This window comes from Flavobacterium sp. CLA17 (assembly GCF_013112255.2).
GTDB lineage: Bacteria > Bacteroidota > Bacteroidia > Flavobacteriales > Flavobacteriaceae > Flavobacterium > Flavobacterium circumlabens.
This window is the reverse complement of the sequence record NZ_CP068294.1, coordinates 5,140,254-5,154,062: the sequence shown is the minus strand read 5'-3', so window position 1 is coordinate 5,154,062 and position 13,809 is coordinate 5,140,254. Positions and strand designations below refer to the sequence as shown.

Sequence of the window (13,809 nt, the reverse complement as noted above, 5' to 3'; positions counted from 1 at the left end):
ATAAGAGAATTTAAGTTTGATTTGTATGTGTAATGTTTCTTTTTTTGTCATCCTGAGGAACAAGGAATCGCCGTAAGTAACCCGGCAATCTAAGGAATTCTTTGTGTTAGTTTCTTGCCGGATGACAAGATTATGTAAAGCTAAATTCATAAAAAAAACCTGCTCTATTATGAACAGGTTTGTGTTTCTTGCAAATAAATTAGAATTTGGAATTTTTGCTATTGGAATTTTACTATTCAATATCTTTAGTTTCTTCCAGATCTTGGGTTTTTCTTCCCACTTTTACTTTTGGAGCATTCTGAGTTCCGGTAACCGTTAATGGAATTCCGAATATCCCAAGCGGAGGAAGGCCTAAACGCATTTTTAAGTTTAATTTTCCGTCTAAACTTGTTGTTCCTTCAATTCTGGGTCTGAAGCCGGCAAACTTAAATTTAAACCGTTCAACAGTCATGATATTATTTTTGATAGTTGTTTTGATTTCTACTTTGGAAAGATCCGGATTTTTCATTGCTTCAGAACTTGTCTCTTTACTTACGGCATTGAACATTTTCAGGCCTCTCACTTTAACATCTTTCACCGAAAGTGTTCCACCGCCCACAAGGGAGGGATAAACGGGTTCCATATTTCCGGTTAATCTTCCTTTAAGCTGATAATCTAAAGAAACAATTCCCTGTGCTTTTTCTGCCGCACTGGCCATTTTTCGGAACACTTCAATTTCATTATAAGCTCTTTTGATATCAAAATCAGTTGCTTTAATTCCGTAATTAAAGTTGGCTTTTTGAGGAGTTACAGCCTGATAATTCGCATTCATGGTCACTTTGCAGCCAATTAAATTAAAACCGGTATTTTGCATACTGAGTTTTCCTTTTTTCATTTTTAAATTCCCGACAGCATTTTGAAGGTTTAGTTTGTCGAAACTTACTTTTTGTGCATGGGCCAATAATTGCAAATCCAGATTAGCCGGGATTATAATTACGCCCGTTTCTTTTGCTGCTGTTTTTGTTGCTTCAGGTTTTGTCTGCGCTTCTGTTACAGTTGTATTTGCAGCTGTATTGGACATAAATTCATCAACATTGATATATCTTGCTGAAACTTTAAAAGAGCCTCTTAAAACCCCCGTGTTGGTAGTTACGAAGTTGAAAACGTTTTGCATGTAGCCATTCATTGTAAAATCAGACTGTCCGTAAGCAGCCAGAAAATTATTGAACGACATTTTATCCTGATTGATTTTAAAGATACCTTCTTTGATAATGAACTTTTTAGGTAAATATTCGGAAGCGATCCCGATATTTCTGAGTTCAAGCGTTCCTTTGTTGTGTAGTTTGCTGTAATTTCCTTTTTCAGCATCGCTTTGTTTGCCTTTCAAAACCAAATCTGCTTTTACAAAACCATCCAGATCAAGTCCTTTTTGAGAAAAGACTTTATATATTTTATTGACATCCATTTCGCCATTTGCTTTAATATCATAATTTAAATCATCAAAATTGCTCAGGTCAGCCTGTACAAAAACAGGTTTTCCTTCAAAAGTAAACTGAGCGGGTTTTAGATTGACTTTTAGATCCTGGAAAGTTCCTTTCTGATTTTCAATTTTAGATTTTACCACAATATTGGTAATGGGATTGGGGTAATATTTGGTTTTCAAATAACCGTTTGTCAAATCGATTACTCCTTTTGTGACAGGAAAAAATTTGTTTTTCTGATCAAATTTACCGTTGGTTTTAACATCGCTGATTAAAATTCCTTTCAGTTCTACATCAGGGATTCCCAAAGCTTTGTTTAGTTTTTCAAGATTAATTTTCGCTCTAAATTCAGCATTGATATCCGGTGTGGTCATGCCTTTCATGTAGAATTTAGATTTAAGATAATCTTTGCCTACATTCAGAGATAAATTCTTCGCATCCACAATTAAAAGCTCCGGATTTAAAGAAGGTACTTTTGTTTTTACTTCCAGATTTAAGTTGGAAACCGGGAAAGCACTTTTGTTATAATTCACAAATCCGTTGTCTAATTTTAAATCTAAATTCAGATCAGGAGCTATGTTTTGGGAAGCGATATAATTGCCTTTTACAGTTAGAAGTAAGTTCGTGTTTCCTTTTAATTCAGTCTTGGAAAGCCAGGTAATATATTTGGGAGGAAAAGCGGTAAAAACATCATACAGTTTGCTGTTGTCGGATTTCAGAACAAGATCCATGTTGTAGCCATCTTTCAGGAAATCGAATTTTCCTTTAAAATCGACCAGGAGCTGATTGATTTTCAGGTTATTTTGCTCAAAAAAGAAAGATAAAGAGTTTACGTTTACTTTGGTGATCAAATCAGCATCAATCTGTTTGTTCATCAGATAAGGTTCATTTTCATAAACGATATTTAATTTTTCAATTTTTGCTTTTGAATACAAATCAAAGACGGCTTTGTCCAGATTTCCTTTTCCTAAGTAATTAAAACCAAAAGCATCAAAATGAACCTTCGTAGATTTATCGTCATAAATAATTTTACTGTTCAGAATCTCGATTCGTTCCAGTTTTAATGCGGTGTCAGTAGTATCTTTTGAGGCTGAAGTCTTTGATGTTGACTTGTAAACGTTGTAATTCGCTTCTCCGTTCGAATTCACTTTTACATTAATAAACGAGTCAGATAAATAAATCTGGTCAATTTTTACCGATTTGCTAAAAATAAGACTCGCGACATTGATTCCAAAAGAGACTTCTTTGGCCGTGATAAATTTTTCGTTTTTGTAAGGTGCTGATCCGTTTAGTTTTAAGTCGTTTAAAGTCAGGGTTAGGGAAGGGAAGTGGTGAAAAAAAGAAACAGAGACATCAGAATAATTCAATTCGGCACTCAGTCTTTCGTTTGCCGTTTTTTTAATCTGCTCTTTGATCTGATCGGCAAAAAGTATAGGGGTTAAAAACAATAATCCTAAAATAACAGCAAACGTTATTCCGACGTATTTTACTATTTTAAATACGATCGATCTGGACTTATTTTTTTGCATAACAAAAATTGTTAAGATTAAATTTTATAAAAAACGATGATAAAAAAAGGATAAATTATCCGTGAACGGTCTCGCTTTTACCGTAATTGGTAATAATGGAACCTTCGAACTCAATCCATTCTTTCCAACGCTTATCAATATCTATATTGTCTTTATATTTTCGGGCAAATCCTAAAAAAGTAGTGTAATGACCAGCTTCAGAAATCATCAGGTCACGATAAAATGCAGCCAGTTCTTCGTCTTTTATATTTTCGGAAAGGACTTTAAAACGCTCACAGCTTCTGGCTTCAATCATAGCTGAGAACAGGAGGCGATCACAAAGCGCATCTTTACGGCTTCCGTCTTTTTTCATGAATTTAAAAAGTTCATTTACATAATGATCTTTTCTTTCACGCCCCAATGTCAGGCCTCTTTTTTTGATTAGGTCGTGAACCATTTGCAGATGCTCTAATTCTTCTCTGGCAATAACCAGCATTTCGGTTACTAATTCCTCTAATTCAGAGTTGTAGGTAACTAAACTAATGGCATTTGAAGCTGCTTTTTGCTCACACCAGGCATGATCGGTCAGAATTTCTTCGATATTCGACTCAACGATATTTACCCAGCGGGGGTCTGTGGCTAATTTTAATCCTAACATAATTTTATTGAAAAATTGAATACTGCAAAATTAGTCTTTTTTACAACCGAAAATCAGGAAACATCGTGTTATTACGCCCAAAAAAGCATTATTTTGCAGGTTCAAAGAATTAAAATGAGTCAGATAAAAAAACTTTTAATTATTGGTTTTGTGTGGCCGGAACCCAATTCGTCTGCGGCGGGTGGCAGAATGATGCAGTTGATTTCGGTCTTCAAAAAAAATGGATTTGAAATTACATTTGCCAGTGCGGCACTAGACAGTGATTTTATGGTGGATCTGGCTTCTTTTGGAATTGAAAAAAAAGCCATTGCACTCAATAATTCCAGTTTTGATGATTTTGTGATTGAATTAAATCCGGATGTCGTTTTATTTGATCGCTTTATGATTGAAGAACAATTTGGCTGGAGAGTTGCTGAAAACTGCCCGAACGCCATACGATTACTGGATACCGAAGATTTACATTGCCTGAGGGCAGCCAGACAAAAAGCTTTTAGGGAAAACAGAACTTTTGAATTGAATGATCTCCTGTCTGAAGAAGTTGCAAAAAGGGAAATCGCCAGTATTCTGAGATGTGATGTTTCGTTTATTATTTCGGAATTCGAAATGAAAATTTTGAACGATGTTTTTAAAATTGATTCGAAAATATTGTTTTATCTTCCTTTTTTGGTTGCTGAAATGACTCAAAATGAACTGACGAATTTACCTTTATTCGAAGATCGGGAGCATTTTGTCTTTATTGGAAATTTCCTTCACGAGCCTAACTGGAATACGGTACAGTACCTAAAAGAAACCATTTGGCCTTTCATAAAAAAAGACTTTCCGGAAGCCGTTTTGAGGGTTTACGGTGCTTATCCGTCGCAAAAAGTATTGCAGTTGCATCAGCCTAAAAATGGTTTTTTTATAATGGGAAGAGCTGCTGACGCTAACGAAATTGTAAAAAAGGCCAGAGTTGTTCTGGCGCCCATTCGTTTTGGAGCAGGTTTAAAAGGAAAATTACTGGAAGCCATGCAATGCGGAACACCAAGTATAACAACAGCAACAGGGGCAGAAGCCATGCATGCCGATTTACCATGGAATGGATTTATTACAAATGATACAGCACTTTTTGCAAAACAAGCGATCGAATTATATAACAATGAAATACTTTGGAAACAAGCGCAGCAAAACGGAATCGAAATTATAAATCAATGTTATCAGAAAAGCAGCTTTGATACAGTATTGATTGATAAAATTAATTCCCTGATGGCTGATTCAGAAAATCATCGTCTTCATAATTTTATGGGAAGCCTGCTGCAGCATCATACTTTAAAAAGCACAAAATACATGGCAAAGTGGATTGAAGCAAAAAATAAAAACTAAACCATTCTTCCAAACCCTACTGTTTCACGATACAGTTGCGGCGAAACGTCGGCATTGGTTTTAAAGAATCTGCTAAAATAATGTTCATCATCATAACCTAATTCGTAAGCGATTTCTTTGACGGTTTTGTTGGTCATATACAATTCTCTTTTGGCTTCAATGATTATTCTTTCTGCGATAAGATCCGTGAGTGTTTTGTTGAAATAATTTTTAGATAATTTGCCTAAAGCTTTCGGCGAAATATTAAGCATTTCGGCATAATGCCCGGCTGAATGCTTGGTCTTGAAATGATCTTCGATTGCATCTTTAAGATTTTGAAGGATAAAAGGTTCTTTGGAATCCGGTGTTGCTTTTAATTCCTCCAGTTGTTCTCTTTTCAGGCGGGAAGCGGTAATCAGGAATATTTTCAGGTACGAAATCAGTAATTCATATTGTGCTAATTCCGCATTCTGAATCTCTGTTTTCATTTGATCAATGACCATTTGTAAAGTTATTTTTGCCTGATCGGTTATAGAGGTAAAAGGAGGCTGATAAACGTTATTAAACAAAACGCCGTTGCAGGAAACTTCTTTTTGATGCATATGAATGCAATAAAAATCAGGATGAAAATTGATCGCAATCCCCTGAATGTCTTCTTTTGTGCAAATCATAAAAGGCTGATAGGGCGAAAAAGCAAGCAGCGAATCTTTCTCAAACTGATGTTCGGCAAAATCAGCTTTTACCTTACCGCTGCCTTTGGTAATCCAGATTAAAGAGAAATAATTATTGCGCTGTAAATGATCAAAATGGCTATTGTCATCAAACCAAAGTAGTTTGAATGCCAGATTGCCATTTTGAGGATTTATTAAAGTAAAAACATTCTGATGCGCCATGGCTTCACTATTTTATAATGTACGATCGGATTCTTCTATGGCCAAATCGTTAATGCTGGCATATCGTTTTTGCATATAGCCATTTTCGTCAAACTCCCACAGTTCATTTCCATAACTTCTAAACCATTGACCTGAATGATCCTGCCATTCATATTCAAATCGAACAGCCATTCTGTTTTCCTTGAAACCCCACAGCTCTTTTTTAAGTTTGTAATGCAGTTCCTTTTGCCATTTTTGGGTTAAAAACGCTTTTACTTCCTCACGTCCATTAATAAAATCGGTTCTGTTTCTCCATTCCGTATCGATAGTGTAAGCTAAAGCTACTTTTTCCGGATCTTTTGTATTCCACGCATCTTCTGCAATTTGTACTTTTTGCAGTGCGGTTTCCATTGTAAATGGTGGTAAAGGATGTCTTGGTGTTTCCATGATTTTTTTTATACTAAGATAGTCATGAAATGAATCATGACTATCTTTAGGGATTGTTATTTTTTGTAATTAGTTCTGTAATGCTAAACTTTGAACTGCCGGAAAATCAATTTCTGTATTGGCAGTATTATTGAAATAGTTGGTCAGGATATTTAACGCTACATGACCTACAGTTTCAGCTAATTCAGCATCAGAAACGCCTGCATTTTTTACGTTGTTTACATCTTCATCATTTACTAAACCATTTTTGCTGACCAAAGTTTTGGCGAATTGCAAAATGGCCTCCGTTTTTGCATCTGTTGAGTTTCCTGTTCTTGCAGCGTGTAAAACGGCAGGATCAGCTTTTACCAGTTTTTCTCCGATAAAAGTGTGGGCTGCCAGACAATAATCACAAGAGTTTTCTTCTGAAATTGCTAAAGCTAAAAGTTCACCGGTTTTTGCACTTAATTTACCATGGCTCAAAGCGCCGCTTAAATTTAAATAACCTTCCAGTACTGCTGGTGAATTCCCCATTGTTCTCATCATGTTGGGTACGACTCCTAGTTTCGCTTGTACGGCATTGAATAAATCTTTAGTTTTTCCTGTTACTTCTTCCGGGTTTAATGCTGTTAATCGTGTCATCTTATTTAATTTTTAATGTTATTATTGGTTGTTGTCTTTTGACATTACAAAGATGCGACGATCACAGTTTTTAGAACATGGAGAATGTACGCTATGTGATGGACAATTTTCCCACAGGAGTTCTTTATAAAAAAATCCCCGATTACGAGGTGTAACCGGGGATGAAAAATTTTAGTGTTCAGTCTCAGTCTCAGTGTTCGGTGAACTGCAAACTGAAAACCGCGACTGAGACTGAACACTGAGACTGAGACTGAAAACTATTTCAAAACGCCTTCAACCGCCTGAACAGTTGTAGCGTGGTAACCTGATTTTGCTTTTTCGAATATCTTTTTCGCCCAGTCTTTGCCCGGAGAAGTCTTTACCAATTCTTTGTAAAGTGTCATTAAAGATCCTGTTCTGCTCGTTCCAATCATAAATTGTTCGATTGCAGGATAAGCAATAGTATAATGACTGCGGATGCAAGGAACAAACCACTGACGTCTGATGACGAAGTTTCCGCCTTTCGTGAAGTTGAATTCGGCATCAATTTCCGCCATTTCTTTCGGAGTTACATCTTCCGGTAAATAATCTATGAAATGTTGTTTTTCTGTTGTAGATTTAATTTTCTGACTTAAACCCTTAACTCCGGTTGTTCTCCAGCTTTTTTGAATAGCATCGATTGCTGCAAAATCCTCCGAAACGGATGGGGTAATGTTGGAAGGAACTCCTGGTTTGTAAATCCATTCGTCAGCTTTTATTTTATCAGCAAGAGCTTTGTCGCCTTTGATAAGGTTTTCATTCAGGTACTTGATAAAATCTTCTGTTGTGATGGATTTGAACGCATGTGCATTAAAATAATTTTTAATAAACGGATCAAATTTTTCACGCCCAACGGCAGCTTCTATTACTTTTAAGAAGTTGTAACCTTTCACATAAGGGATCTGGCTGATTCCATCGTCAGGATTTCTGTTGGTAAGGCTCACTTTTAAACGGGTATCCGGATTTGTAGCTCCGTACTCTTCTATGTTGTCATCCAGGTCTTTACGGGTCAGTACATCCTGCATTTTAGCCTCTTTTACACCAAAAATCTCTTCTCCGATACGGTGTTCCACATAGGTTGTAAAACCTTCGTTTAGCCAAATATCATCCCAAGTGGCATTAGTAACTAAATTACCACTCCAGCTGTGTCCTAATTCATGCGCCAGTAAACTGGTCAGCGAGCGATCTCCTGCAATGACTCCCGGTGTTAAGAATGTCAGGTTTGGATTTTCCATTCCGCCATAAGGAAAACTTGGAGGTAAAACCAATACATCATAACGTCCCCAGCGATAAGGTCCGTATAGCTTTTCAGCAGCACCAACCATTTTTCCCAGTTCAGCAAATTCCCATGCCGCTTTTTTTAGTAAAGATGGTTCCGCATAAACTCCGGTTCTGTTGTCAATAGATTGAAATTCAATGTCACCAACCGCAATTGCCATTAAATAAGACGGGATTGCCTTGTCTTGTTTGAAAGTGTAAACACCTGTATCGTTCTTTTTCCGCGGATTGACAGAAGCACTCATGACAGCCAGTAAATCTTTAGGAACCGTAACTTTTGCGTTATACGTAAAACGAACGCCCGGAGAATCCTGACATGGAATCCAGGTACGGGACCATATGCTTTCTCCCTGAGAAAAAAGAAACGGTTTCTTTTTGTCTGCGGTTTGCTGTGGGTTTAGCCATTGTAATGCCACCGCGTCTTTCGTGGTGCTATAATAAATATTGACTTTGGTCGTACTGGGCTCGATTGTGATGTGAAGTGGTTTTCCATGGAATTCAACTTCGGAACCAAGCTCGAATTTGGTCTCTTTTTCGTCATCACCTAAGGTTACTTTTGTAATAGTAAGTGTGTTTTCATCGAAAATGATTTCATTTCCTTTGCTGATGTTGTCAATCTGCCAGGAAGCTTTTCCTGAAATGGTTTGGGTGTCAAAATCAACTTTGATGTCGAGATCTAAATGTTTTACAACCGCTAAATCCGGTTTGGAGAAAGTATGTTCGTCTTTAACGATTGTCGTTTCTTTATCTGTTTCTTTGGTAGTTTCTTTTTTCTGACAGGCCAGTGCCGCCATAAATAAAGTGAGGAGAACTATTTTTTTCATAGGTTAAAAGTTGAATTATGAATCTAAATTAAATAAAAAATCCCGTTTTGAAAGTTCAAAACGGGATTTTAATATAAATTACCTCAGACTCGGCTCACGCTGCCTTCGACTTCTCTTAAGCTGCCTTCGACTTCGCTCAGGCTGACATGGAAATTATGCCAACATGGTTACCGGGCTTTCGATGTATTGTTTTAAGGTTTGTAAAAATTGAGCTCCGGTAGCACCGTCAATTGTTCTGTGGTCACACGCTAACGATAACATCATGGTGTTTCCTACTACAATCTGACCGTTTTTAACCACTGGCTTCTCTACAATTGCGCCTACAGAAAGGATAGCAGAATTCGGTTGATTTATAATTGAATTGAATTCAGTAATACCAAACATTCCAAGGTTAGAAACTGTAAAAGTGCTTCCCTCCATTTCCTGTGGTCCTAATTTTTTGTTTTTAGCTCTTCCGGCCAAGTCTCTTACTGAAGCGCCAATTTGAGATAAACTCATAGCATCTGTAAATTTCAATACAGGAACTACCAATCCGTCTTCAACAGCTACAGCAACTCCAATATTAACGTGATGGTTGATGATGATAGCATCTTCTTTCCACTGAGAGTTGATTTTTGGATGTTTTTTCAAGGCTAAAGCACAGGCTTTAATAACCATATCGTTGAAAGATACTTTTGTATCCGGAACCGTATTGATTGTCGCTCTTGCCGCCATTGCGTCATCCATGCTTACTTCGATCACTAAGTTGTAGTGAGGTGCTGTAAATAAAGATTCTGCTAAACGTTTTGCGATGATTTTACGCATTTGAGAGTTTTTGATCTCTTCTGTGAAAACTTCTCCGGCAGGAACAAATACTTTTGGAGCAGCAGGTGCAGCAGTTTCCGCTTTTGGTGCGGCAGCAGTTGCGTTTGCAGCAGGTTGTCCCTGAGCAGCAGGAGTGAAGTTTTCGATATCGCTTTTTACGATACGTCCGTTTTCTCCTGAACCTTTAACCTGAGTTAACTGGATTCCTTTGTCAGAAGCGATTTTTTTAGCTAGTGGTGAAGCTAAAATTCTTCCTCCATTTGATGAAGTATCAGCTACAGCTTCAGTTGCTTTTTCAGCAGCAGGAGCCGCTTTTTCTTCAGTTGCTGGAGCACTTGCAGTTGCAGTTCCTCCGGCAGTATAATTGTCTGCAATTCCTGAAATGTCAGTTCCTGCAGGTCCGATGATCGCTAATAAGCTGTCAACAGGAGCTGTATTCCCTTCCTGAATTCCGATGTATAATAATGTTCCGGCATTGAAAGACTCAAACTCCATAGTGGCTTTGTCTGTTTCAATTTCAGCCAGGATATCACCTTCAGCTACGGCATCACCTTCTTTTTTCAACCAGGTTGCTACAGTTCCTTCCGTCATTGTATCACTCAAACGTGGCATAGTTACTACTACAACACCTTTAGGTAATTCCGTTGCCGCTTTTGCAGCCGGAGCAGGAGCTTCAGTTTTAGTTTCTTCTGATTTTGCTTCAGCAGCCGGAGCAGCATCTGCTTTTGGAGTTTCCGCAGCAGGAGCATCACCACCCGCCAAAAGAGCAGAAATATCTTCTCCTTCGTTACCAATGATCGCTAATAAGGAATCAACGGGAGCAGTTTCTCCAGCCTGAATTCCGATATGTAAAAGAGTTCCTTCGTTGAAAGACTCAAATTCCATTGTTGCTTTATCTGTTTCAATTTCAGCAAGGATATCACCTTCACTGATTTTGTCGCCTACTTTTTTTAACCAGGTCGCTACCGTTCCTTCCGTCATAGTATCGCTCAAACGAGGCATTGTTACTTTTATCGCCATAATATGTTATAGTTTATGAGGTGTGAATGGATAGTCTTCTTGTGCGTATACTACATCGTATAATTGTTGCAATTCAGGATATGGAGATTCTTCAGCGAATTTCACACACTCTTCAACCAAATCTTTAACTTTTTGGTCAATTGCTTCAATTTCTTCTTCTGTAGCATATTTTTGATCCATAATTACATCTAAAACCTGAGTAATCGGGTCAATTTTTTTGTATTCTTCAACCTCTTCTTTGGAACGGTATAATTGTGCATCAGACATAGAGTGTCCTCTGTAACGGTATGTTTTCATTTCAAGGAAAGTTGGTCCGTCTCCACGACGGGCTCTGTCAATAGCTTCAGTCATTGCTTCAGCTACTTTCACAGGATTCATTCCGTCAACTGGTCCACATGGCATTTCATATCCTAAACCAAGTTTCCAGATATCAGTATGGTTTGCTGTTCTTTCAACAGAAGTTCCCATTGCATAGCCGTTGTTTTCAACGATAAATACAACTGGTAATTTCCATAGCATCGCCATGTTGAATGCTTCGTGTAAGGATCCTTGTCTTGCAGCTCCATCACCAAAATAAGTCATGGTAACTCCGCCAGTGTTGAAGTATTTATCAGCAAAAGCCAAACCAGCTCCTACCGGAATTTGTCCACCTACGATTCCGTGTCCTCCGTAAAAACGGTGTTCTTTAGAGAAAATGTGCATAGAACCTCCCATACCTTTAGAAGTTCCTGTTGCTTTTCCTAAAAGTTCAGCCATTACGCGTCTTGGATCCACTCCCATACCAATTGGCTGAACGTGGTTTCTGTAAGCAGTAATCATTTTATCTTTTGTCAGGTCCATAGCGTGTAAAGCACCTGCTAATACAGCTTCCTGTCCATTATATAAGTGTAGAAAACCTCTAACTTTTTGTTGAATGTATAATGCTGCAAGTTTGTCTTCAAACTTTCTCCAAAGCAGCATGTCTTCGTACCACTTTAAATATACTTCTTTTGTAACTTCTTTCATCTGAATTCTTTCTTTTGCTAAAGTTGTTTGTGTTATCAATTGTTGCCTATAACGCAAAATAGTTTCCTCCCACAAATTTGCGCCCGAAAGGTCGGGATGCAAAAATAAGACATTCCGTTTAAGAACTAAAATTTAAAAGCTACTTTTTGGTCTTTTTTTACAAGAACTTTTTATCGAACATAAAAGGGAGCAGATTTTTTAGGGATGCAGATTTGTAAATTTCGCCAATTTCACCCATAAAATAGATTTCTATAGGGGTGTCCTGTTTAATTTCATATTCTGCAATTGATTGTCTGCAAGACCCGCAGGGAGGAATTGGCGCTTTGGTCTGGTTGGTATCGGAAGCGGCAGTAATGGCCATTTTTAGAATTTTGGCTTCAGGATACTTGCTTCCTGCGTAAAAAATAGCAGTTCTTTCGGCACATAATCCTGATGGATAAGCGGCGTTTTCCTGATTCGAGCCTGAAATTATTTTTCCGTTATCTAAAAGTAAAGCGGCTCCAACTCTAAATTGTGAATAGGGAGCGTAAGCTTTTTTGCGAATTTCGACTGCTTCAGTCATTAAATCCTGAACATCTTTCGGGAGTTCGTTTAAGGAATCGTATGCCGTAAATGATGATGTAACACTAATTTCTTTCATTCTTTTTAAGGGAAAAAAAATCCAAATTCCTATAAAGTAGAAATTTGGATTGTAATTATTCTTTTATTTATTTCGTCTAGTAAACTTCGTATTTGTCGCCAAAGTTAAAGGTTAAAGAAAAACGAAGTGTATTTTCTAACGGATTTTTAACTTTTGATGATGAAAATAAGTAAGAAACGTCAACTTTTACTACATTGTATTTAAATCCGGCTCCCAGAGAGAAAAACTGACGGGCTCCTTTTTCAGGGCTTTCATGAAAATAACCTGCTCGTACTGCGAATGAATCCTGATACATATATTCTGCTCCTAAGCTATAGGTAATTTCTTTTAATTCTTCACTAAAACCGCCCGGTGCATCTCCAAAAGATTTAAAGATTCCCGAAGCCCAGCCTGTTTCATTGTATTTGTTGTAGCTAATTGAGTTTGCTTCTTCCTGGGTAATGTCGTCAGCATCCGTAAAATCGCCATCTCCATTGGTGTCAACAGGAGTTCCTGGTCCCGGAGGAGTCGGTACTAAAAGTTTTGTAAATTCAAGACTTACTCCAACTTTGTTGTAATCATCAAGGATAAAATCAAAACCTCCACCCACTCTTAAGTTCGCAGGTAAGAAATTGGAACTTAAATCGTCATTATCATAACTTATTTTAGGGCCTATATTCTGAATGTTAAAACCACCTCTCCATCTTCCGTTGAAGCTGTTGTAGGCAATTTCTTCTGACTGATAAAATCCAGCAACGTCTACGGCAAAAGAACCCGCCGCTGAGGCATCAGTATCTTCTGAAGCAACTTTTAAATTAGAACGGATATACCTTGCCGCAACTGCCATCGAGAATTCATCACTCAATTTCAAAGAGTAAGAACCGTCTAAAGCAAATTCGTTTGGAGATACAATATTTGGAATATCATTAGGATCTCTCCTTAATTCAATGTCACCAAAACCAAAATAACGGATGCTACCCGCGAAGGCACTTCTTTCGTTGATCTTGTTGTAATAGGTTACTTGTCCAAGGGAAATGTCGTTGGCTAAGTCTGTTAAATAAGGAGTGTAACTAACGGAGAAACCTTGCTTGTCGACTGAAAAGGCGTATTTGGCAGGATTCCATTGTTGTGAGTATGCATCGGCTGACGTTGCAACACCCTGATCTGCCAAACCGGCTGCTCTGGCATCTGCTGCTACTAATAAAAATGGAACTCCGGTGGTAATCGGTACGATGTTCTGGGCTTTTGCGTATGAAATAACGAGAAAACAAATTAAGAAGAGTGCTATTTTTTTCATTTATGGGAGCTAAATATGTTTATGGTACAAATATATATAT

General features: G+C 37.7%; 11 protein-coding genes. 1 reads left to right on the top strand and 10 read right to left on the bottom strand.

What is annotated here, in order from left to right:
* Positions 1–232: 232 nt before the first annotated feature.
* Positions 233–2,989: an AsmA-like C-terminal region-containing protein gene (locus HAV12_RS21240; protein WP_171571358.1), complete on the bottom strand. Its 2,757-nt coding sequence runs from the start codon at positions 2,987–2,989 to the stop codon at positions 233–235.
* A gap of 55 nt (positions 2,990–3,044) precedes the next feature.
* Positions 3,045–3,626: a tRNA-(ms[2]io[6]A)-hydroxylase gene (locus tag HAV12_RS21235; protein WP_132031854.1), complete on the bottom strand. Its 582-nt coding sequence runs from the start codon at positions 3,624–3,626 to the stop codon at positions 3,045–3,047.
* 114 nt (positions 3,627–3,740) lie between these two features.
* Between HAV12_RS21235 and HAV12_RS21230 the strand changes: the two genes are divergently transcribed.
* Positions 3,741–4,985, top strand: coding sequence for a glycosyltransferase (locus HAV12_RS21230; RefSeq protein ID WP_171571740.1), 1,245 nt, complete (start codon positions 3,741–3,743; stop codon positions 4,983–4,985).
* Here HAV12_RS21230 and HAV12_RS21225 read toward each other — a convergent pair.
* From HAV12_RS21225 to porV, 8 genes are all read right to left on the bottom strand, one after another.
* A complete protein-coding gene (locus HAV12_RS21225) occupies positions 4,982–5,857 on the bottom strand; it encodes a helix-turn-helix domain-containing protein (protein ID WP_171571357.1) in 876 nt (291 codons plus the stop codon). The two genes, HAV12_RS21230 and HAV12_RS21225, sit on opposite strands and share 4 nt — an antisense overlap.
* Before the next feature lie 12 nt (positions 5,858–5,869).
* Positions 5,870–6,283: a nuclear transport factor 2 family protein gene (locus HAV12_RS21220; RefSeq protein WP_132031848.1), complete on the bottom strand. Its 414-nt coding sequence runs from the start codon at positions 6,281–6,283 to the stop codon at positions 5,870–5,872.
* A gap of 69 nt (positions 6,284–6,352) precedes the next feature.
* Entirely contained in the window at positions 6,353–6,904 is a 552-nt protein-coding gene (locus HAV12_RS21215) for a carboxymuconolactone decarboxylase family protein (RefSeq protein WP_171571356.1), read from the bottom strand.
* 257 nt (positions 6,905–7,161) lie between these two features.
* Complete coding sequence (locus HAV12_RS21210; RefSeq protein ID WP_171571355.1) at positions 7,162–9,024, bottom strand: hydrolase/aminopeptidase; 1,863 nt, start codon at positions 9,022–9,024, stop codon at positions 7,162–7,164.
* Between the two features lie 153 nt (positions 9,025–9,177).
* Positions 9,178–10,848: a pyruvate dehydrogenase complex dihydrolipoamide acetyltransferase gene (locus HAV12_RS21205; protein ID WP_171571354.1), complete on the bottom strand. Its 1,671-nt coding sequence runs from the start codon at positions 10,846–10,848 to the stop codon at positions 9,178–9,180.
* Between the two features lie 6 nt (positions 10,849–10,854).
* A complete protein-coding gene (gene pdhA, locus HAV12_RS21200) occupies positions 10,855–11,853 on the bottom strand; it encodes a pyruvate dehydrogenase (acetyl-transferring) E1 component subunit alpha (protein ID WP_171571353.1) in 999 nt (332 codons plus the stop codon).
* Between the two features lie 157 nt (positions 11,854–12,010).
* A complete protein-coding gene (cdd, locus tag HAV12_RS21195; protein WP_171571352.1) occupies positions 12,011–12,493 on the bottom strand; it encodes a cytidine deaminase in 483 nt (160 codons plus the stop codon).
* A 76-nt stretch (positions 12,494–12,569) separates the two neighbouring features.
* Positions 12,570–13,769 carry a type IX secretion system outer membrane channel protein PorV gene (gene porV / locus HAV12_RS21190; RefSeq protein WP_171571351.1) on the bottom strand — a complete coding sequence of 400 codons (1,200 nt, stop codon included), beginning with the start codon at positions 13,767–13,769 and terminating at the stop codon, positions 12,570–12,572.
* Positions 13,770–13,809: the final 40 nt, after the last annotated feature.